Below are 19,765 nucleotides of genomic sequence, written 5' to 3'. Positions count from 1 at the left end.
TCGAATGTCGATGATGCAATGGCGCGCAGTGTATCAGTTTTACAGCCCTATCGCCTCTTTCAAACTTTTCAGGTAGCGACGACTGACGGGAACGGTTTGCCCGGCACGTAACACCAGCTCGGCCTGGCCGTTATCTTCCAGGCGGATCTCCTTCAGGTGCGCCATGTTCACCAGATACTGACGATGGCAGCGGATCAGCGGCGTGCGGCTCTCCAGCGTGCGCAGGGTCAGCTCGGTAAAGCCTTCGTTGCCTTCGGCGCTGGTGACGTATACCCCGCTCAGACGGCTGCTGACAAAAGCAACGTCGTCCATTTGCAGAAGGTAAATCCGGCTGTGCCCGGTACAGGGGATAAACTTCAGGGGCTGCTGATGCTCCGGCAGCAGCGTCACGTCCTGCGCGGTACGCTCCTGGCGCAGACGGGTCAGGGTCTTTTCAAGCCGTTTCTCTTCAATCGGTTTCAGCAGATAATCAAACGCGTGCTCTTCAAACGCCTTTACCGCGTACTCATCAAAGGCCGTCAGAAAGACGATATAGGGACGGTGCTCCGGGTCGAGCATGCCGACCATCTCCAGCCCGCTGATGCGCGGCATCTGAATATCGAGGAACAACACGTCAGGGCGCAGTTTATGCACCGCACCGATGCCTTCAATGGCATTGGCACATTCCCCCACAACCTCGATATCACTCTGCTCCTGCAACAGGACACGCAGGTTTTCCCGTGCTAACGGCTCATCATCAACAATCAGCACTCTTAACATGCGTTCTCCTCCAGCGGCAATCGTAAGGTAATTCGGGTATAGCGGTCTGGCTCACAGGCAACGGTGATACCGCAGTCGTCACCAAAATGCGCGCGCAGGCGTTTATCCACCAGGCTCATGCCCAGACCGCCTGACGCGGAAGCTTCATACAGCCCCGCGTTGTCTTCAATATCCAGCACCAGATGGTGGTTAAAACGGGAAGCGGAAATCATGATTTCTCCGGTACCCAGCAGCTGCGAGGTTCCATGCTTAATGGCGTTCTCTACAATCGGTTGCAGGGTAAAGGCCGGAAGATGCTGATACGCCAGTTCATCCGGGACGGATAACGACACCTGTAAACGTGACTGGAAGCGCGCTTTTTCAATTTGCAGATAGGCGTTTACGTGCTCAATCTCGTCCGCGAGGGTGACGATCTCCGAGGGACGCTTCAAATTTTTGCGGAAAAAGGTCGACAGAAATTGCACCAGCTGCGCGGCCTGATCGCTGTCGCGGCGGATCACCGCCTTCAGCGTATTAAGCGCGTTAAACAGGAAATGCGGATTCACCTGAGCGTGCAGGAGCTTAATTTCTGACTGCGTCAGCAGCGCTTTTTGCCGTTCATACTGCCCCGCCAGGATTTGCGCCGAAAGCAGCTGGGCGATCCCCTCCCCCAGCGTGCGGTTGATGGAGCTGAACAGGCGGTTTTTGGCTTCGTAAAGCTTAATGGTGCCCATAACGCGCTGATTTTCGCCCCGCAGGGGAATGACCAACGTAGAGCCGAGTTTGCACTGCGGATGCAGGGAACAGCGGTACGGCACTTCATTTCCGTCGGCATACACCACTTCACCCGTTTCAATAGCGCGCAGGGTATAGGCCGATGAGATCGGTTTGCCCGGCAGATGGTGGTCGTCGCCGGTGCCGGTAAACGCCAGCAGCTTTTCGCGATCGGTAATCGCCACGGCCCCGATATCCAGCTCTTTATACAGCACCTGCGCCACCTTCATGCTGTTCTCCTCGTTGAATCCCTGCCTCAGGATCCCTTCCGTCGACGCCGCAACTTTTAAGGCGGTGGCAGAAAATGCCGAGGTGTATTTTTCGAACATGGCGCGTTTGTCGAGCAGAATGCGCATAAACAGCGCCGCACCTACGGTATTGGTGACCATCATCGGTGCGGCAATGCTGCTGACCAGATGTAACGCATCGTCAAACGGGCGCGCGATCAGCAGGATGATCGCCATCTGCGCCATTTCCGCCACGAAGGTAATCGCCCCTGCGGTAAAGGGACTGAACACTTTATCCGGGCGTCCGCGCTTAATCATATAGCTGTGGACGAGACCACCGAGCAGCCCTTCGACGATGGTGGAGATCATGCAGCTTAGCGCCGTCATACCGCCCATCGAATAGCGGTGCAGGCCGCCGGTTAACCCCACCAGACCGCCCACGACCGGGCCTCCGAGCAGCCCGCCCATTACCGCGCCGATGGCGCGCGTATTGGCGATGGAATCCTCAATATGGAGACCAAACCAGGTCCCCATAATGCAGAATATGGAAAATACGACGTAGCAGAGGAATTTGTGCGGCAGACGGACGGTGACCTGCATCAGCGGAATGAACAGACGCGTTTTGCTCATCAACCAGGCGATGACAAGAAACACGCACATCTGCTGAAGCAACAGCAGCACCAGATTAAACTCGTACATACTCACAAACCGCACATTCTAAAAACGCGTAACATACACTGATAGCGGTTAACTTTCTTTGAAACGTGCCAAAAAAGCGATAAATCGTGTCCGTCATCACACCTTTTGCCGGAGATAACCTTTCTTTCGTATAATTTGTACAAAAAAGAATCAAATCTTCCTGGTTCCGCAAAGTGGGTCTACAGTTAAGCTGGGGACGCGCAAGCCTGGGGGCGAAAATGGCGCTTTACACAATAGGTGAAGTGGCACTCCTGTGTGATATCAATCCCGTTACGCTACGGGCGTGGCAGCGACGGTATGGATTGCTTAAGCCGCAAAGAACGGACGGCGGGCACCGCCTGTTTAACGATGCGGATATTGACCGGATCCGCGAGATAAAAAGCTGGATCGACAACGGCGTACAGGTCGGCAAGGTAAAATCGCTTCTAAGCCAGGACGATCCTGATACGCAGCATCTCTGGCGCGAGCAGCAGGAAACCCTGCTGAGGCTGTTGCAGAGTGGCAATTTGCAGCGTCTGCGCGGCTGGATCAAAGAACAGGGTCGAGACTACCCGGCGCAAACCCTGATCACTCATCTTTTTATTCCCCTACGGCGTCGGCTTCAGTGTCAGCAAACCACCTTACAGGCGCTGCTCAGCATGCTTGATGGCGTGCTGATTAACTATATTTCCGTCTGTCTTGCCTCAGCGCGGAATAAAAACAGCAAAGATGCACTGGTGATCGGCTGGAACGTACACGATACCACCCGGCTGTGGCTCGAAGCCTGGATTGCCACCCAGCAGGGCTGGCGCGTTGACGTGCTTGCCCACTCCCTGGCCCAGCTCAGGCCGGAACTGTTTGAGGGACAGACGCTGCTGGTCTGGTGCGGCGAAGTCCCCTCCGCTTCCCAGCAGCAGCTCCTTACGGAGTGGCGCGAACATGGTTATCCCGTTTACTCACTGGGTCCAAATGCGTCGTAACGGCATTTAATGGTTCATTAACAGCTGCGCTTCACCGTATAATTGTTCCGTTAACAACAGGAGCACATGATGAAGGCAACGAAACTGGCCGTAATTACCCTTTTTGCACTGATGGCTGTCAGCGGTATCGGTGGCGTTATGCTTGCAGGTTATTCATTTATTGTTCGCGGCGGTGTTGGCTGAGGTATCCGGCCAGGCGTTCAAACAGGCGATCCACCACAATTGCCGCCAGCGCAACCAGAATCGCCCCCTGAATAATGTAAGCCGTATTAAACCCGCTTAACCCGATAATGATCGGCGTTCCCAGCGTATTGGCTCCGACCGTCGAGGCGATGGTTGCCGTACCAATGTTGATTATCACGGACGTTCGCACGCCAGCGATAATCACCGGAGCGGCCAGCGGCAGTTCGACCTTCACCAGCCGCTGCCAGGCGCTCATCCCCATTCCTTCCGCTACGCTCAGCACCGATGCAGGCACCGCCGCAATCCCTGCCAGCGTCCCTTGCAGAATGGGCAACACGCCGTACAAAATCAGCGCAATGATGGCAGGCTCCTGCCCAAAACCGATCGCCGGCACGGCAATCGCCAGCACGGCCACCGGCGGGAAGGTCTGCCCCGTTGCGGCGATGGTCTCCACCAGCGGACGGAACTCCCTGCCCGCAGGCCGCGTCACCGCAATCCCGGCGCCTGTGCCCAGCACGATAGCAATCACGCTTGACACCGCCACCAGCCAGAAGTGCGCCAGGGTGAGATTAACAAAGCTCTCCTGCTGGTATACCGGACGTGGCAGCCCGGGAATAAGCGCATTAAACAGCGCCGCGCTGTGCGGCATCAGGTAGAGTAAGGCGATAAACAGCCCTGTCAGCCAGAGTAACGGATCACGGACCCACTTCACGCGTCACCTCCCCCGCCAGCAGATCGCGAAAATGGATCGTCCCGCATGGTGTCCCCTGCCCGTCCGAAACGGGTAACACCTCACACTGCCGGGCGACAAACGCCGACAGGGCATCGCGCAGGCTCATCCCATCGTGCAGCGGTTCACCACCGATTTGCGCATCCTGCGGACGCAGATAGTCCCTGACGGTGCGCAGCGAGAGCAGCCTGACGCCCAGCTCGCTGCGGCCAAAAAATTCACGCACAAAATCATTCGCCGGCGAGGTTAACAGCTCAAGCGGCGTACCCTGCTGGACGACTTCGCCGTGATCCATCAGTACCAGACGATCGGCCAGCCGCAGTGCTTCGTCGATATCATGCGTCACCAGCACGATGGTGCGCCCGAGAATACGGTGGATGCGGCTCATCTCGGCCTGAAGTGCGCCGCGGGTGACCGGATCCAGTGCGCCGAAGGGCTCATCCATCAGCAGTACCTGCGGGTTAGCGGCCAGCGCGCGCGCCACCCCGACCCGCTGCTGCTGTCCGCCGGAAAGCTGGTGCGGATAGCGGTTACGAAGCGACGCGTCCAGGCCCAGCAGCGCCATCAGTTCGTCGACACGCTCATTGATCTTCCCCCGGGACCATTTTTCCAGCTGTGGCACGGTGGCAATGTTCTGCGCCACCGTCCAGTGGGGAAACAGGCCGATGGACTGAATGGCGTAGCCCATACGCCGCCGCAGCTCCAGCACCGGCAGGCTGCGGATCTCCTCTCCGGCAAAGCGAATCGTCCCGCTGTCGTGTTCCACCAGCCGATTGATCATCTTCAGCGTCGTGGATTTTCCCGACCCCGATGTCCCGATCAATACCGAGAACGCCCCCTCGGCAAAATGCAGATTAAGGTGGCTTGCCGCCGGACGGCCCGCAAAGGTTTTACTCACATCATGAAATTCAATCATTGGCTCTTCTCCTGAGCAGCGCGAGCCACAGGGCAAACAGGGCATCCAGTACGACCGCCAGCGCAATTGTGGGCACGACGCCCAGCAACACCAGATCCAGCGCGCTACTGAGCAGCCCCTGGAAGACCAGTGCCCCAAAGCCGCCCGCCCCGATCAGCGCGGCAATCACCGCCATCCCCACGGTTTGCACTGTCACCACCCGCAGGCTGCGAACCAGCAGCGGAAGCGCAAGCGGCAGCTGTATTTTCCAGAAACACTGGCGCGCGCTCATCCCCATCGCATGGGCGCTTTCCAGCACGTCGGGCGGAACCTGGCTTAACCCCGCCACCACGCCGCGCACCAGCGGCAGCAGCGCATACAGCACAAGGGCAATCAGCGCTGGCGTCAGCCCGGTTCCGGCAATGCCTGCCGCAGCCAACGCAGGGAAGGATTTCACCAGACCGGCGAGGGGGGCAATCAGCAGGCCAAACAGGGCGACGGAGGGGATGGTCTGAATAACGTTGAGCAAGGTAAAGACGGCGCCCTGGCGGCTGGTATGTCGGTAGCACCACATGCCCAGCGGCACGCCCAGCAGCAGCGCCGGGATCAGCGTCCCGAACAGGATCGTCAGATGTTGCGCCAGCGCGTTGTCAAATACCTCCTGGCGGTTGACGTACTCTTTTAACAGCGAGAGCTGATTCAGATCGCCGCTGAAGAGGATCAGCAGAGGGATAACCCAGAATTGCGCGTTCAGCAGCCAGCGCCAGACGGGTTGCGGCGTCAGACGGCGAATGGCATCGCTACAGACCAGCAGACAAAGTGCCAGCCACAGCCACAGCCCGCTACCAACCGACGTGCGCGCCAGCGGGCTTTCAACCGCGGCCATCTGCGTTGCCGCCTGTCCCGCGCTCCAGAACAGTACGATAAACAGCGCTTCGCTGAGCAAAAACGTCAGCCACAGGGCGGTTCGCCCCGGCCAGAAGGCTAAAGCAACAGTACTCGCCAGCGCCGCGCCCAGCAGCAGCGGCGTAAATGCCCAGATCTGCCAGAGCGCGCGCGGTTCGCCCGACACCAGACGGTTTGGCGCGACATTCACAAAAGGTAACGCGACCGCCGCGATGGCCACACAGGCCAACAGCAGCAGGACGCGGTTATGGCATTTTATTGGCACAGCCTTATCCCGTTACTTCACAAGCCCTTGTTGTTTCAGGAAGTCGGCAGCCACTTTTTTGGCATCCAGCCCCTCAACGGCAATGCTGGCATTCAGCTGTTGCAGCGTTTTCGCATCCAGTTTTTCAAATACCGGTTTGAGCCATTCCGCAATATCCGGGTAGGCTTTCAGCACCGCCTCGCGCACGACCGGGGTTGGGGCGTAAATAGGCTGAACGCCTTTCGGGTCGGTCAGGGTTTGCAGGCCAAGCGCCGCGACCGGGCCGTCTGTGCCGTAGGCCATCGCCGCGTTGACGCCGGAGGTTTGCTGCGCCGCCGCCTTAATGGTCACTGCCGTGTCGCCGCCTGCCAGAGAGAGCAGCTGTGCCTGATCGAGCTTGAAATCATAGGCTTTTTCAAACGCTGGCAGGGCATCAGCGCGCTCGATAAACTCTGCCGAGGCCGCGAGCTTAAACTCGCCCTTCTCTTTCAGGTAGCGGCTGAGATCGTCAAGCGAGGTGAGCTTGCCTTTCTCGGCGATATCTTTGCGCACCGCGATGGTCCAGGTGTTGTTGGCCGGTGCCGGCGTTAGCCAGACCAGCTTATTTTTTTCTGCGTCCAGCTTTTTGACTTTTTCGTACCCGGCTTTGGCATTTTTCCAGGCCGGATCGTTTTCATCCTTGAAGAAGAATGCCCCGTTGCCGGTGTATTCCGGGTAGATATCCAGCTCGCCGGAAGTGATGGCACCGCGCACGACAGGCGTGGTGCCAAGCTGTACTTTATTGACCGTTTTCACGCCGTGACTTTCGAGTACCTGCAAAATGATATTACCGAGCAACGCGCCCTCGGTATCAATTTTGGAACCCACCTTAACCGGCTCTGCGGCCTGTAACGGCAGGCTCAGCGCCGCCAGAAGCACCGCCGACCCTGTTATCCCCTTAATCATCGTCATTCTGCTTTCCTCATTATTTTGTGGCCTTTTTCATAGGCTTGAGAGAAAAGCGTAGCTTAAAACAGTGAATTTAACCGTTTTTCGTACAAGATGAGAGGCATCCCCCGCCAGGCGGGGGAAAGGGAGAAAGGTAAGATTATTGCAGTTCGAACTCGGCTTTGTTCACGCGGGCGGAATCCACGCCGATGAAGACGTTGAATTTGCCAGGCTCAGCATCGTATTTCATCTGCTGATTCCAGAACTTCAGCGCATTTACGTCAATCGGGAAGCTGACCGTTCTGGTTTCGCCCGGTTTCAGGTTGACCTTTTCGAAGCCGCGCAGCTGTTTCACCGGACGGCTCATGGAGGCCGTGACGTCCTGAACGTACATCTGGATCACCGTCGCGCCTTCGCGTTTGCCGCTGTTGGTCACCTCTACGCTGGCGGTCACTTTGCCGTCACGCTTCAGGGTCGGCGCCGACATTTTGACGTCAGACACCTTGAAGGTGGTGTAACTCAGGCCATAGCCAAACGGATAGAGCGGGCCGTTAGCTTCGTCGAAGTAACGGGACGTGTACTTGTTCGGCTTGTCGGCGTTATACGGACGACCGGTGTTCAGGTGGCTGTAGTAAACCGGGATCTGCCCGACGGAGCGCGGGAAGGACATCGGCAGCTTGCCGGACGGGTTGTAATCGCCAAACAGCACGTCGGCAATGGCGTTACCGCCTTCGGTTCCGGCGAACCAGGTTTCCAGAATGGCGTCAGCCTGCTGATCTTCTTTCACCAGCGCCAGCGGACGCCCGTTCATCAGCACCAGCACCAGCGGCTTGCCGGTGGCTTTCAGGGCCGCGATCAGATCGCGCTGGCTCTGCGGAATGGTAATATCGGTACGGCTGGAGGCTTCGTGCGCCATCCCCTGCGCTTCACCCACCACGGCGACCACCACGTCGGACTGCTTCGCGGCGTTAACCGCTTCGTCGAGCATCTCTTTCGGCGTGCGCGCATCCACCTTCACCGCTTCCTCATACTGGTTGAGGAAGGTCACGATGTCTTTATCGTCGGTGACGTTCGCACCTTTGGCGTAAACCACTTTTGCGTTATCACCCACGGCGCTCTTAATGCCGGTCAGCACGGTAACGGACTGATCCGCCACGCCTGCGGCGGACCAGCTGCCCATGACGTCGCGCTTGCTGTCGGCCAGCGGACCGACCACGGCAATGGTGCCGGATTTTTTCAGCGGCAGCGTGTCGAGACGGTTTTTCAACAGCACCAGGCTTTCGCGAGCTACTTCCCGGGCTTCTTTACGGTGCAGACGGCTTTCGGCGTTGGTGTCCGCCGGGTCTGAATCCTTCGGCCCCAGATGGCTGTAAGGATCGTTAAACAGTCCCATGTCATATTTCACGTTCAGCACGTGGCGAGCGGCGTCGTCCAGCTCTGCCATCGTCACCTTGCCGCTCTTCACCAGCCCCGGCAGGTATTTGCTGTAGTACTCGTCGCTCATGCTCATGTTGATGCCGGACTTGAGCGCCACGCGTACCGCATCTTCCGGGTCAGACGCCGTGCCGTGTTTGATCAGCTCTTTAATCGCGCCGTGGTCAGAAACGGTGATGCCCTTGAAGCCCCACTGGTCGCGCAACACGTCTTTCAGCAGCCACGAATCGGAGGTGGCAGGCGTGCCGTTCAGCGAGTTCAGCGCTACCATCACCGCCCCGCTGCCCGCGTCCAGCCCTGCCTTGTATGGCGGCATGTAGTCGTTAAACAGGCGCTGCGGGCTCATGTCGACGGTGTTGTACTCTTTACCGCCCTCCACCGCGCCGTAGGCGGCGAAGTGCTTGACGCTGGTCATTACCGAGTAACGATCTGCCGGACTTTTGCCCTGCATCGCTTCCACCATGGTTTTGCCCATCGTGGCGGTTAAATACGTGTCTTCTCCAAAGCCCTCCGAAGCGCGGCCCCAGCGCGGATCGCGAGAGACGTCAACCATCGGCGCCCAGGTCATGTTCAGGCCGTCGTCTGCGGCTTCATATGCCGATACGCGCCCGACGGTTTTCACCGCATCGAGGTTAAAGGAGGAGGCTAAGCCGAGGCTAATCGGGAAGACGGTACGCTGGCCGTGCACCACGTCATAAGCGAAGAACAGTGGGATTTTCAGGCGGCTCAGCTCCATCACCTGATCCTGCATCTTGCGGATATCCTGGCGGGTAACGGTGTTAAAAATGGCTCCTACCTGCCCGTCTTTGATCATCTCGCGAATTGCTTCTTTCGGGTTATCCGGGCCGACGCTGATCAGGCGCAGCTGGCCGATTTTCTCATCGACCGTCATCTTTTTGAGTAAATCCGTGACAAAGGCGTCGCGGGCTTCGGGCGTGAGCGGGTGATTACCAAACAAATCCTCTGCCAGCGCAGGTTGCAGCGCCAGGCTGACGGCGACACCTACAGAACATAGCCATTTCATGTTGTTATTCTCTCTCATCAATAACCGCGGGAAGCACCCGGCCAGACCGTGCGAAAAGCGCAGTGTGCCACAAAGCCTGAAAACCTTGCAGGGTTATTCTCTGATTTTTCTCATGAATACCCGACCGCTCAACGGCTAATCGCGCTATGCTTTACAGCGAGAAATTTGCCCCACCACAAGGAGTGGAAGATGTCTTCTGTTCGAACTGACGATAACACTACATTTATTAACGAACTGTCGCGCCTGGTTGGTCACTCTCACCTGCTTACCGACCCGGCTAAAACCGCCCGCTATCGCAAGGGCTTCCGCTCCGGTCAGGGCGAGGCACTGGCGGTGGTCTTCCCCGGTACGTTGCTCGAACTGTGGCGCGTGCTCAGCGCCTGCGTTGCGGCAGACAAGATTATTTTAATGCAGGCTGCTAACACCGGCCTGACTGAAGGCTCCACGCCGAACGGCAACGATTACGATCGTGACATCGTGATTATCAGCACCCTGCGCCTCGACAAACTGCACCTGCTGGACAAGGGCGAACAGGTACTCGCCTTCCCCGGCACCACGCTCTACTCGCTGGAAAAGGCGCTTAAGCCGCTGGGTCGCGAACCGCACTCGGTGATCGGCTCGTCGTGCATTGGCGCCTCGGTGATCGGTGGGATCTGCAATAACTCCGGCGGCTCGCTGGTGCAGCGCGGCCCGGCCTACACGGAGATGTCGCTGTTTGCCCGTATCGATGAAAACGGCAAGCTGACGCTGGTTAACCATCTGGGGATCGATCTGGGCGTAACGCCAGAGCAGATCCTCAGCAAACTTGACGATGACCGCGTGAAGGACGAAGACGTTCAGCACGATGGCCGTCACGCGCATGACCACGATTACATCACCCGCGTGCGCGATATCAATGCCGATACGCCGGCGCGCTATAACGCCGATCCGGATCGCCTGTTTGAATCCTCCGGCTGCGCGGGCAAGCTGGCCGTTTTTGCGGTGCGCCTCGATACCTTCCCGGCAGAGAAAAAGCAGCAGGTGTTTTACATCGGCACCAATCAGCCGGAGGTGCTGACGGAGATCCGCCGTCACATTCTGGCCGAGTTCACTCACCTGCCGGTGGCGGGCGAGTATATGCACCGGGACATTTACGACATCGCCGAGCGCTACGGCAAAGATACCTTCCTGATGATCGACAAGCTCGGCACCGACAAAATGCCGTTCTTCTTCACCATGAAGGGCCGCACCGATGCGATGCTGGAGAAAGTGTCGCTGTTCAAGCCGCACTTCACCGACCGCTTTATGCAGAAGCTGGGCAACGTCTTCCCGGCGCATTTACCGGAGCGGATGAAGACCTGGCGCGACAAGTATGAGCACCATCTGCTGCTGAAAATGGCCGGGGACGGAATTGACGAAGCGCAGAGCTGGCTCACCGAATTCTTCAAAACCGCCGACGGGGATTTCTTTGCCTGCACGCCGGAAGAAGGCAGCAAAGCCTTCCTGCATCGTTTCGCCGCGGCGGGTGCCGCTATCCGTTATCAGGCGGTGCATTCCGAAGAAGTGGAGGATATTCTGGCGCTGGATATCGCCCTGCGTCGCAACGATACCGAGTGGTTTGAACATCTGCCGCCGGAGATCGACAGCAAGCTGGTGCATAAGCTCTATTACGGCCACTTTATGTGCTATGTCTTCCACCAGGATTACATCGTGAAAAAAGGGGTTGATGCACACGCGCTGAAAGAACAGATGCTGGCGCTGCTGCACGAGCGTGGCGCGCAATATCCTGCCGAGCACAACGTGGGACACCTGTATAAAGCGCCGGAGACGCTTAAACAGTTTTATCGCAAAAATGACCCTACAAACAGTATGAACCCCGGCATTGGTAAGACAACGCGGAAGAAATACTGGAAAGAGAGTGCCGAATCAGAGCAGCACAATACGCAAGCCTCTGATGAACTCATATAGCCAAATTTAAGAGATTGTTAAGCTCTCCTCAAACGTACTAGAGTATCTGCCTGTTGCCAGAGAAACGTTTCTCTGGCTTTCCAAACAAGGAGCGGGCAGAACATGTCGGCTGTAGAAACTTTCCCCGAAACTGAAATCGAGGTGCGCGACGCCCTTCCTGACGATGCGCATGCCATCTCGGCGATATACGCCTGGCATGTGCTTCATGGCCGTGCGTCCTTCGAGGAAGTTCCCCCCACCGTCGATGAGATGCGTCAGCGGATGAAGAGCGTGACCGACAGCGGTTTACCGTGGCTGGTTGCGCTGTATCGCGGCATTGTTGTCGGCTACTGCTACGCCACGTTTTATCGTCCACGCCAGGCTTATCGCTATACCCTTGAAGAATCCATTTATGTGGATGCCAGCACCACCGGCCGCGGGTTTGGCTCGGCCTTACTCCAGGCACTGATCGCCCGTTGTGAACAAGGACCGTGGCGGCAGATGATTGCCGTGGTCGGCGACGGGCAAAATAACCCCGGATCGTTGCGGCTGCATAAAAAGCACGGTTTCGAAATTGTGGGTCAGCTCAGAAGTGTGGGATATAAAAAAGGCGACTGGCGGGACACGGTGATGATGCAGCGCCCGCTCAACGACGGGGACTGGACGCTGCCGGAATAAACGCAGTGCGGTCTGGTGCCCTCACCCCGGCCCTCTCCCACAGGGAGAGGGAGAAAACATAAAAAACGGTAACATGCGTTACCGTTTTGCTTTTTCCTAATCGTTCTGCGCCGTCGCCATCTGTTCCGCTTTCTGCTTTTTATACGCCAGCGCTGAAGCCGGCACCGGCTGCACTTTCCCGGTTTCAATCCAGGTACGCAGGCGGCTGGCATCCGCGAAGTGGGTATATTTGCCGAAGGCGTCCATCACCACCAGCGCCACTGGCTTACCGTTAAATACGGTGCGCATCACCAGGCAGTGTCCTGCCGCATTGGTGAATCCGGTCTTGGTTAACTGAATATTCCAGTTATCGCGATAAACCAGATGGTTAGTGTTGCGGAACGGCAGCGTATACGCCGGGTTCGAGAATGTCGCCATCTCCTCACGCGTGGTGCTGAGCTGACCAATCAGCGGGTATTGCTTACTGGCGATCAGCAGCTTTGTTAAATCACGCGCCGTCGAGACGTTATGGATCGACAGACCGGTTGGCTCCACGAAATGGGTATTTTTCATCCCCAGCGCTTTGGCTTTGGCATTCATCGCGCGGATAAACGCGTCGTAACCGCCAGGATAATGGTGGGCAAGGCTCGCCGCCGCGCGGTTCTCTGAGGACATCAGCGCCAACAGCAGCATATTTTTACGGCTGATTTCACTGTTCAGACGCACGCGAGAGTAGATCCCTTTCATCTCTGGCGTGTGGCTGATATCCACTTTTAGCTTTTCGTCCAGCGGCAGTCGTGCATCAAGCACCACCATCGCGGTCATGACTTTGGTTATGGAAGCGATCGGGCGCACCAGATCCGGATGACTGGCGTAGATCACCTTGTTGGTATTCAGGTCAACGATCATCGCGCTGCCGGACGCAATCTGGGGTTGCGCAGCAGCGGTGGCGACTGCGGTCGTTTTGGCGATGGCTGGCGCGGTAGCGGAGACGCCCAACAGCAGCGCAAGACTAAGGAGTGACACTCGAAATTTCAGCATGATGAGACTTCTGATAATGATTCACGCACGTTATGACGTACACCGCCTGTGTCGACGGATAAACACAGGCTGGCTTCGGCATCATAGCGGTCACCGTGCGTTGTCGCCAGCGGAGAATCATGACCAGATGCTGCATTGCTGGCATTTACGCCAGCAATGCAGGGAACTTAGAAGAGACGGTATCCATAACCCCAAAGAATAACTGTCAGGGCCAGTAGCGCCTCCAGGACCAGTACGCCGATGGCAAGCGTAGAGCTGGAGAAGCTCAGGCCCTCTTCTTTATTGATATTGAGGAAGGTTGGCACCCCTACATACAGCAGATAACCGGTATAAAAGAGGGCAACCGTACCGATCAGCGCGCACAGCCAGACCAGTGGATAGAGCGCGACAATACCGCTTAAAAACAGCGGGGTCGCGACGTATCCGGCGAAGACCATACAGTGTGCCAGCGACGGGCGCTGCGGATAGTTGCGCGCCATCCAGTGGATGACCCGCCCCATCACCGCCACCCCGGCCAGCATCAGGCCATAAAACAGAATGGCCAGGTACAGTCCGGTGAACCAGGAAAGCTGAACCACGGTGCCGTCACCAAAGTTCCAGCCTATCTGCGTAGTACCAATAAATGCGCAGACCACCGGCACCGCTGCCATCAGCAGGACATGGTGGGTATAGTGATGCGCGACCGTTTCGTTCTCGTTACGGATGACCTGCATTTCACGATCGGGATGGGAGAAAAGTCCCCAGACATGGTTCATAACGCCCCCTTGTTGTCTGCCCGTCAGCGATAGCTTAAGTATAATGCAGGCTTTAGATTATTTTATGTACAGTGGGAAATTTCTGTTGATTGCCGCGCGGTTAATGGATGGGGTATATGATTAACGCAGGCACAGTAAGGGAGACGACGTTTACGTAATGGATATCAACGGTCTTATTGAACAATATGGATACGCCGCGCTGGTGATCGGCAGCGTGGCGGAAGGCGAAACTATCACGCTGCTGGGCGGGGTGGCCGCACACCAGGGATTGCTGAAATTCTCGCTGGTGGTCGCCGCCGTCGCGTTGGGCGGTATGATTGGCGATCAGCTGCTCTACTTTCTGGGGCTGCGCTTTGGCCCGACGCTTTTGCAACGTTTTGCCAGGCATCAAAAGAAAATTCGCCGTGCTCAGCGGCTTATCCAGCGACGTCCCTGGCTGTTTGTGATTGGCACCCGCTTTATGTACGGCTTTCGCATCATTGGGCCAATATTGATTGGCGCGAGCCGCTTACCGCCGAAAATCTTTCTGCCGCTGAACATTCTCGGGGCGATTGCCTGGGCGTTGATTTTCACCACGCTTGGCTACGCGGGTGGCGAAGTGATTGGCCCATGGCTGCATAATCTTGACCAGCACCTGAAGCACTGGGCGTGGTTGATCCTGGTGGTTGTGGCGGTGATTGGGGTACGGCTGTGGCTGAAGCATCGTGAAAAGCGGCGGGATGAAGAGTGAGTTCGGCCTGCTGCCCTCACCCCGCCCCTCTCTCACAGGGAGAGGGAGAAGGGTATCTACCCTTCCGGCTTAAACTGCGGATTCGCCAGCATAAAACCGCCGTCAACGATAAACGACTGCCCGGTGGTGTAGCTGGCGTCACTGTCACACAGCCACGCCACCAGGCTGGCAATTTCTTTGGTATGCCCTGGCCGTGCCAGCGGGATTTCCGGCATTGAGCCTTCTTTCACTTCGCTGTCGTCCATATCATTCATCGGCGTAGCGATCGCACCGGGCGCAACGGCGTTCACCAGGATCTTATGCTGCACCAGTTCCAGCGCCATTGATTTGGTTAACCCGCCCAGAGCGTGCTTTGCGGCGGTGTAGGCGCTGGCATCCGGCAGCGGAGTATGTTCATGAACCGAGGTGATGTTCACGATCCGCCCCCCTTCCCCCTGCTTCACCATCTGACGCGCCGCGATTTGCGAGCAGAGAAACGCACCGTCCACGTCAACGGTGAAAATGTTTCGCCAGTCATCAAATGACAGTTCCAGAAAAGGCGCTTTGTTCATCGCCCCGGCATTGTTAACCAGCACGTCCAGCCGCCCGAAGCGGGAAATCAGCGTTTCAATGGCCTTTGCGCCTTCTGGCAGAGTACCCAGGTCGAGATGGATGGCCTCGGCACGCTGACCGCGCGCTTCAACCTCACGGCAGGTTTCCAGCGCCCCTTCCTCATCTGAGTGCCAGGTCACCCCGATATCAAACCCGCGCTCGGCCAGCATCAGGGCCGTCGTTTTGCCAATTCCTGAATCCGATGCGGTAACAATTGCGACTCGCGTCATACTCACCTCCTGAAAATCTGCAAAGAGGTAAGTATAGATAATGCGCAATGTTAGCCGTGATGATATCCGCCACCCAGCGCGGAGGTGAGCTGGAGCGTGGCATCCACGTACTGACCTTTCAGCATCAACCCGGCAATACGCTCTTTGAGCGCCGGAATTTTTGCTTCACTCACCCGGGAGCCGGCAATGATCCCCGCCCTGAAGCGCGCCTGCGCCAGCGCGACGACGCGCGCCGCATCTTTTTCGATCTGCTGCTGGTGCTGATTTTTGGCGGTCAGCGTTTCCACTTCGCTGGCCGTCCGGGCGACCTGGTTTACGGCATCTACCACGGCCTTGTTGTAGTTCGCCACGGAGAGGTTGTTTTGCGCCTGGGCGATATCCAGGTTCGCATTCAACCGACCGCTGTCAAAAATTGGCAGCGTCAGCCCCGCGGTTACGCCCATTTGCTGCGCAGATGAGCGGAACAGGTCGCTCAGGTGCAATGCATCCTGCTGCAAAAACGCCATCAAATTGATGTCAGGGTAGAACGCGGCTCTGGCGGCATCGACTTCGCTCATGGATGCTTCGATATACCAGTGCGCCTCCTGCAAATCCGGGCGCCGAGCCAGCAGTTCATAACCGAGCGTTGATGGCAGCGATGCCTCTGCGTCAGGTAAGGCATGCCGTGCGAGCGTGACTGAAGGGGTATTGGTCAACGCATTCAGACGCGCCTCAATGGCCTTCATTTTGCCGTGCACGTCAGCGAGCTGTTCATCGGTTTTGCTGGCACTGATATCCGTTTCAACCCCTTCCACCGAGGAGGTAATGCCGTGCTGATAAAGCTCCCTATCGGCACCGATGATATTTTCCTGCTCCCGTTTGATCTGCGCGAGCACGTCACCCACCGCGGCCTCGGTCTGCCAGTCCCAGTACAGCCGCGCGACGCTGCTGGCGAGCAGCTGGCGGGTCTGCTCCAGCTCCGCTTTTTGCGCATTCACCTTACCGATGCGGGCCTCAATTTGGGCGCGGTTTTTACCCCATAAATCCAGATCCCAACCCGCCGTCAGACCAAAGGTGCCGTTGGTATACCAGGGGCCGGTGGTCCCCTCTTCCGGGTCGGTCAGTGCAAATGGCCCCATCAACCCCTCTGCCGACATCTTTTGCCGTTCCACATCTGCGGAAAAATCCAGTTGTGGACCCTCAGCAGCGACAGCGGCTTTCGCCAGGGTGATACGCTGACGGGCAATTTGCATATCCGGCGCATCCGCCAGCGCTTTGTCGATCAGCGCGTTGAGCTGGGGGTCGTTAAAGTCTTTCCACCATTCGCTTTTTGGCCAGTCGGCATGACGCAGTTGGGTATTTACAGTTGCGGCGGCGGCTTGCGTTTTTACTGGTGACACCGTGGCATGTTCCGGCGCGCAGGCGGCCAGCATAAAAACAAGAGGAGCACTCAGAGATAAAGTAAGAGAACGTTTCATTACGCCATGAACTCAAAAAAAATAAAGGCGCAACTTACGCTTACTGACGTTCCGTTTTTTAGTAACGCGTGGCAATCCGCATATTGTTATACATTTTCATATCCGGAAATTTATTCCCCAAGACAATGAGTTAATTTCATGTATTCATGCTTATTATGAATTGACTGCTACACTTACTTCGACAGACATACGCAGGAGAGGCGAATGAAAATATTATTGTGGGTTATTTTGATTATATTTCTGATAGGGCTGCTGGTGGTAACCGGCGTATTCAAGATGATTTTCTGATTCCGTTGCCCGGCTCCGCGCCGGGCAAACTATTCACACTTCGCTCAGGACTTCGACTGGATCACCCGGGCAATATCCGTAGACGTCTGTAGGGTACGGATCTCCTGAAATAATCCCAGCGCGTCGTCGTACTCTTTACGCAAATAACTCAGCCACTGTTTAATGCGCGCGACGTGATACAAGCCGGTATCGCCCTGTTTTTCCAGCCGCGTGTATTTTTGCAGTAGTTTCACCACATCCGCCCAAGGCATCCGCGGTTCATTATATTTCACCACCCGGCTGAGGTTCGGCACGTTCAGCGCACCGCGGCCAATCATCACGGCATTACAGCCGGTCTCTTTGAGGCAGGCCTGCGCGCTCTCGTAATCCCAGATTTCGCCGTTGGCAATCACCGGAATCGTAAGCCGTTTGCGGATCTCGCCAATCGCCTGCCAGTTAATGCGCTCGGCTTTATAACCATCCTCTTTGGTTCGCCCGTGCACCACCAGCTCGGTGGCGCCCGCCTGCTGCACCGCGTCAGCAATTTCAAACTGCTTATCGCCGCTGTCCCATCCCAGACGGACTTTGACCGTCACCGGCAGATGCGATGGCACTGCCTCACGCATGGCCTTTGCGCCGCGATAAATCAGCTCCGGATCTTTAAGTAGCGTCGCCCCCCCGCCGCTGCCGTTGACCAGCTTTGACGGACAGCCGCAGTTAAGATCGACGCCGTACGAACCAAGCGCTACCGCGCGGGCGGCGTTTTCAGCCAGCCACTCAGGATACTGGCCGAGCAGCTGGACGCGCACCAGCGTACCGGACGGCGTGCGGCTCTGACGATGCAGTTCCGGACAGAGACGATAAAATGATTTTTCTGGCAGCAACATATCGACCACGCGCAGAAACTCCGTCACGCAGAGATCGTAATCGTTCACCTCGGTAAGCAGCTCGCGCACGAGAGAGTCGAGCACGCCTTCCATCGGGGCCAGTAAAACACGCATTCTGAGTACCTGTGAAAAAAGACGCGCTATAGTAGCTGCTCTCTATGTATGTTGAAAGCCCGGCGTTCCATTCCGGAATGTCTGGTATGCCCAAAATTCATGATGTGATCCGTGGCACATTTTCAGGTTTAATTGTATGATGAATACGTCTCAGCAAGGACTTTCACCATGAGCAAATCACTGAATACTATCTGGCAATACCTTCGCGCCTTCGTCCTCATTTATGCCTGCCTGTACGCCGGCATTTTTATCGCTTCGCTGCTGCCGATTACGATACCCGGCAGCATTATCGGCATGCTGATCCTGTTTGTACTGCTGGCATTACAGGTGCTGCCCGCAAAATGGGTCAACCCAGGGTGCTTCGTTCTCATTCGCTACATGGCCCTGCTTTTTGTGCCTATCGGCGTTGGGGTTATGCAGTATTACGATGTGCTTAAAGCGCAGTTCGGCCCGATTGTGGTCTCCTGCGCCATCAGTACGCTGGTGGTTTTCCTGGTCGTCAGCTGGAGTTCACACATTGTGCATGGCGAACGTAAGGTCGTCGGGGAGAAAACAAAAAAATGATGGCGAATATCTGGTGGTCCCTGCCGTTAACCCTGGTGGTGTTCTTTGCTGCGCGTAAGCTTGCGGTGCGTTTCAAAATGCCGTTGCTCAACCCGCTGCTGGTCGCCATGGTGGTGATTATTCCTTTTCTGCTGCTCACCGGCATTTCTTATGAGCGTTACTTCGCCGGGAGCAAGATCCTTAACGATTTGTTGCAGCCTGCCGTGGTGGCGCTGGCGTTTCCTTTATATGAGCAACTGCATCAGATCCGCGCACGCTGGAAATCCATCATAACCATCTGCTTCGTGGGGAGCCTTGTTGCGATGATCACCGGCACCTCGGTGGCCTTAATGATGGGCGCATCGCCGCAGATCGCCGCCTCTATCCTGCCTAAATCCGTCACCACGCCGATTGCCATGGCCGTGGGCGGCAGCATCGGGGGCATTCCGGCCATCAGCGCCGTGTGCGTGATTTTCGTCGGTATCCTGGGCGCGGTGTTTGGTCATACGCTGCTGAATATTATGAAAATTCGTACCAAAGCGGCACGCGGTCTGGCGATGGGTACCGCCTCGCACGCGCTGGGCACCGCACGCTGCGCGGAACTGGATTATCAGGAAGGGGCATTCAGCTCGCTGGCGCTGGTGATCTGCGGGATTATCACTTCCCTGGTCGCGCCGTTTATCTTCCCGATTATTCTGGCAGTAATGGGCTAAAATTTGCGATGCGTCGCGCAAATTTCATTTTCATTTCATAAGTTGCACACATAATGAGATTTGTATCACATATAAAGGCCGTACGGCTCCGTACACTACCGATCCATTAACCTT

19 protein-coding genes are annotated in these 19,765 nt (G+C 56.8%); 7 read left to right on the top strand and 12 right to left on the bottom strand.

Going from position 1 to position 19,765, the window contains the following annotated elements; genetic code table 11:
- Nucleotides 1-39: 39 nt before the first annotated feature.
- Both btsR and ACOTX1_RS01650 read right to left on the bottom strand, forming a co-directional pair.
- Nucleotides 40-759: a two-component system response regulator BtsR gene (gene btsR / locus ACOTX1_RS01655; protein ID WP_022648676.1), complete on the bottom strand. Its 720-nt coding sequence runs from the start codon at nucleotides 757-759 to the stop codon at nucleotides 40-42.
- A complete protein-coding gene (locus tag ACOTX1_RS01650) occupies nucleotides 753-2,438 on the bottom strand; it encodes a sensor histidine kinase (protein ID WP_023314534.1) in 1,686 nt (561 codons plus the stop codon). Before ACOTX1_RS01650 ends, btsR begins: the two co-directional genes overlap by 7 nt.
- 218 nt (nucleotides 2,439-2,656) lie before the next feature.
- On the opposite strand from ACOTX1_RS01650, the gene mlrA reads away from it, so the two are divergent.
- Together mlrA and ACOTX1_RS01640 are read left to right on the top strand one after the other, a co-directional pair.
- Nucleotides 2,657-3,397, top strand: a complete 741-nt coding sequence (gene mlrA / locus ACOTX1_RS01645) for an HTH-type transcriptional regulator MlrA (RefSeq protein ID WP_003859273.1) — start codon at nucleotides 2,657-2,659, stop codon at nucleotides 3,395-3,397.
- 69 nt (nucleotides 3,398-3,466) lie between these two features.
- Entirely contained in the window at nucleotides 3,467-3,580 is a 114-nt protein-coding gene (locus tag ACOTX1_RS01640; protein ID WP_022648678.1) for a protein YohO, read from the top strand.
- Here the strand turns inward: ACOTX1_RS01640 and ACOTX1_RS01635 are convergent.
- The 5 genes from ACOTX1_RS01635 to bglX all read right to left on the bottom strand — a co-directional run bounded on the left by ACOTX1_RS01635 (nucleotide 3,555) and on the right by bglX (nucleotide 9,740).
- Nucleotides 3,555-4,292 (bottom strand): ABC transporter permease, encoded by a 738-nt coding sequence (locus ACOTX1_RS01635; RefSeq protein WP_003859277.1) that lies wholly within the window; start codon nucleotides 4,290-4,292, stop codon nucleotides 3,555-3,557. The two genes, ACOTX1_RS01640 and ACOTX1_RS01635, sit on opposite strands and share 26 nt — an antisense overlap.
- Nucleotides 4,276-5,226 carry an ABC transporter ATP-binding protein gene (locus tag ACOTX1_RS01630; protein WP_003859280.1) on the bottom strand — a complete coding sequence of 317 codons (951 nt, stop codon included), beginning with the start codon at nucleotides 5,224-5,226 and terminating at the stop codon, nucleotides 4,276-4,278. Before ACOTX1_RS01630 ends, ACOTX1_RS01635 begins: the two co-directional genes overlap by 17 nt.
- Nucleotides 5,219-6,376, bottom strand: coding sequence for an ABC transporter permease (locus ACOTX1_RS01625; protein ID WP_023314535.1), 1,158 nt, complete (start codon nucleotides 6,374-6,376; stop codon nucleotides 5,219-5,221). Before ACOTX1_RS01625 ends, ACOTX1_RS01630 begins: the two co-directional genes overlap by 8 nt.
- 12 nt (nucleotides 6,377-6,388) lie before the next feature.
- Nucleotides 6,389-7,306, bottom strand: a complete 918-nt coding sequence (gene osmF / locus ACOTX1_RS01620; RefSeq protein ID WP_003859284.1) for a glycine betaine ABC transporter substrate-binding protein OsmF — start codon at nucleotides 7,304-7,306, stop codon at nucleotides 6,389-6,391.
- Nucleotides 7,307-7,442: 136 nt separating this feature from the next.
- Complete coding sequence (gene bglX / locus ACOTX1_RS01615; RefSeq protein ID WP_003859286.1) at nucleotides 7,443-9,740, bottom strand: beta-glucosidase BglX; 2,298 nt, start codon at nucleotides 9,738-9,740, stop codon at nucleotides 7,443-7,445.
- 189 nt (nucleotides 9,741-9,929) lie between these two features.
- Between bglX and dld the strand changes: the two genes are divergently transcribed.
- Together dld and ACOTX1_RS01605 are read left to right on the top strand one after the other, a co-directional pair.
- Nucleotides 9,930-11,687, top strand: coding sequence for a D-lactate dehydrogenase (gene dld / locus ACOTX1_RS01610; RefSeq protein WP_003859288.1), 1,758 nt, complete (start codon nucleotides 9,930-9,932; stop codon nucleotides 11,685-11,687).
- A 102-nt stretch (nucleotides 11,688-11,789) separates the two neighbouring features.
- The gene (locus ACOTX1_RS01605) at nucleotides 11,790-12,344 is read left to right on the top strand and encodes a GNAT family N-acetyltransferase (RefSeq protein WP_003859289.1); all 555 of its coding nucleotides are present in this window, start codon (nucleotides 11,790-11,792) and stop codon (nucleotides 12,342-12,344) included.
- A 96-nt stretch (nucleotides 12,345-12,440) separates the two neighbouring features.
- On the opposite strand, the gene pbpG is transcribed toward ACOTX1_RS01605, so the two are convergent.
- Complete coding sequence (gene pbpG / locus ACOTX1_RS01600) at nucleotides 12,441-13,364, bottom strand: D-alanyl-D-alanine endopeptidase (RefSeq protein ID WP_015572329.1); 924 nt, start codon at nucleotides 13,362-13,364, stop codon at nucleotides 12,441-12,443.
- A 167-nt stretch (nucleotides 13,365-13,531) separates the two neighbouring features.
- The gene (locus tag ACOTX1_RS01595; RefSeq protein WP_003859296.1) at nucleotides 13,532-14,119 is read right to left on the bottom strand and encodes a Yip1 family protein; all 588 of its coding nucleotides are present in this window, start codon (nucleotides 14,117-14,119) and stop codon (nucleotides 13,532-13,534) included.
- Nucleotides 14,120-14,276: 157 nt separating this feature from the next.
- On the opposite strand from ACOTX1_RS01595, the gene ACOTX1_RS01590 reads away from it, so the two are divergent.
- The gene (locus tag ACOTX1_RS01590) at nucleotides 14,277-14,849 is read left to right on the top strand and encodes a DedA family protein (RefSeq protein WP_023314536.1); all 573 of its coding nucleotides are present in this window, start codon (nucleotides 14,277-14,279) and stop codon (nucleotides 14,847-14,849) included.
- Between the two features lie 56 nt (nucleotides 14,850-14,905).
- Here the strand turns inward: ACOTX1_RS01590 and ACOTX1_RS01585 are convergent, their stop codons facing one another.
- From ACOTX1_RS01585 to dusC, 3 genes are all read right to left on the bottom strand, one after another.
- On the bottom strand, nucleotides 14,906-15,670 hold the full coding sequence (locus ACOTX1_RS01585; RefSeq protein WP_022651513.1) for an SDR family oxidoreductase: 765 nt from the start codon (nucleotides 15,668-15,670) through the stop codon (nucleotides 14,906-14,908).
- A gap of 50 nt (nucleotides 15,671-15,720) precedes the next feature.
- Entirely contained in the window at nucleotides 15,721-17,127 is a 1,407-nt protein-coding gene (mdtQ, locus tag ACOTX1_RS01580) for a multidrug resistance outer membrane protein MdtQ (protein WP_023314537.1), read from the bottom strand.
- Nucleotides 17,128-17,459: 332 nt separating this feature from the next.
- A complete protein-coding gene (gene dusC, locus ACOTX1_RS01575; RefSeq protein WP_023314538.1) occupies nucleotides 17,460-18,395 on the bottom strand; it encodes a tRNA dihydrouridine(16) synthase DusC in 936 nt (311 codons plus the stop codon).
- A gap of 168 nt (nucleotides 18,396-18,563) precedes the next feature.
- Between dusC and ACOTX1_RS01570 the strand changes: the two genes are divergently transcribed.
- Together ACOTX1_RS01570 and ACOTX1_RS01565 are read left to right on the top strand one after the other, a co-directional pair.
- Entirely contained in the window at nucleotides 18,564-18,959 is a 396-nt protein-coding gene (locus ACOTX1_RS01570) for a CidA/LrgA family protein (RefSeq protein ID WP_003859308.1), read from the top strand.
- Nucleotides 18,956-19,651, top strand: a complete 696-nt coding sequence (locus tag ACOTX1_RS01565; protein ID WP_003859310.1) for a CidB/LrgB family autolysis modulator — start codon at nucleotides 18,956-18,958, stop codon at nucleotides 19,649-19,651. The genes ACOTX1_RS01570 and ACOTX1_RS01565 overlap by 4 nt, the downstream gene beginning before the upstream one ends.
- Nucleotides 19,652-19,765: the final 114 nt, after the last annotated feature.

The sequence above is a fragment of the Enterobacter cloacae complex sp. IR5401 genome, assembly GCF_049238425.1.
Classification (GTDB): domain Bacteria; phylum Pseudomonadota; class Gammaproteobacteria; order Enterobacterales; family Enterobacteriaceae; genus Enterobacter; species Enterobacter hormaechei_C.
Note: the sequence above shows the minus strand (reverse complement) of the source record. Positions and strands in the feature narration are given on the sequence as shown.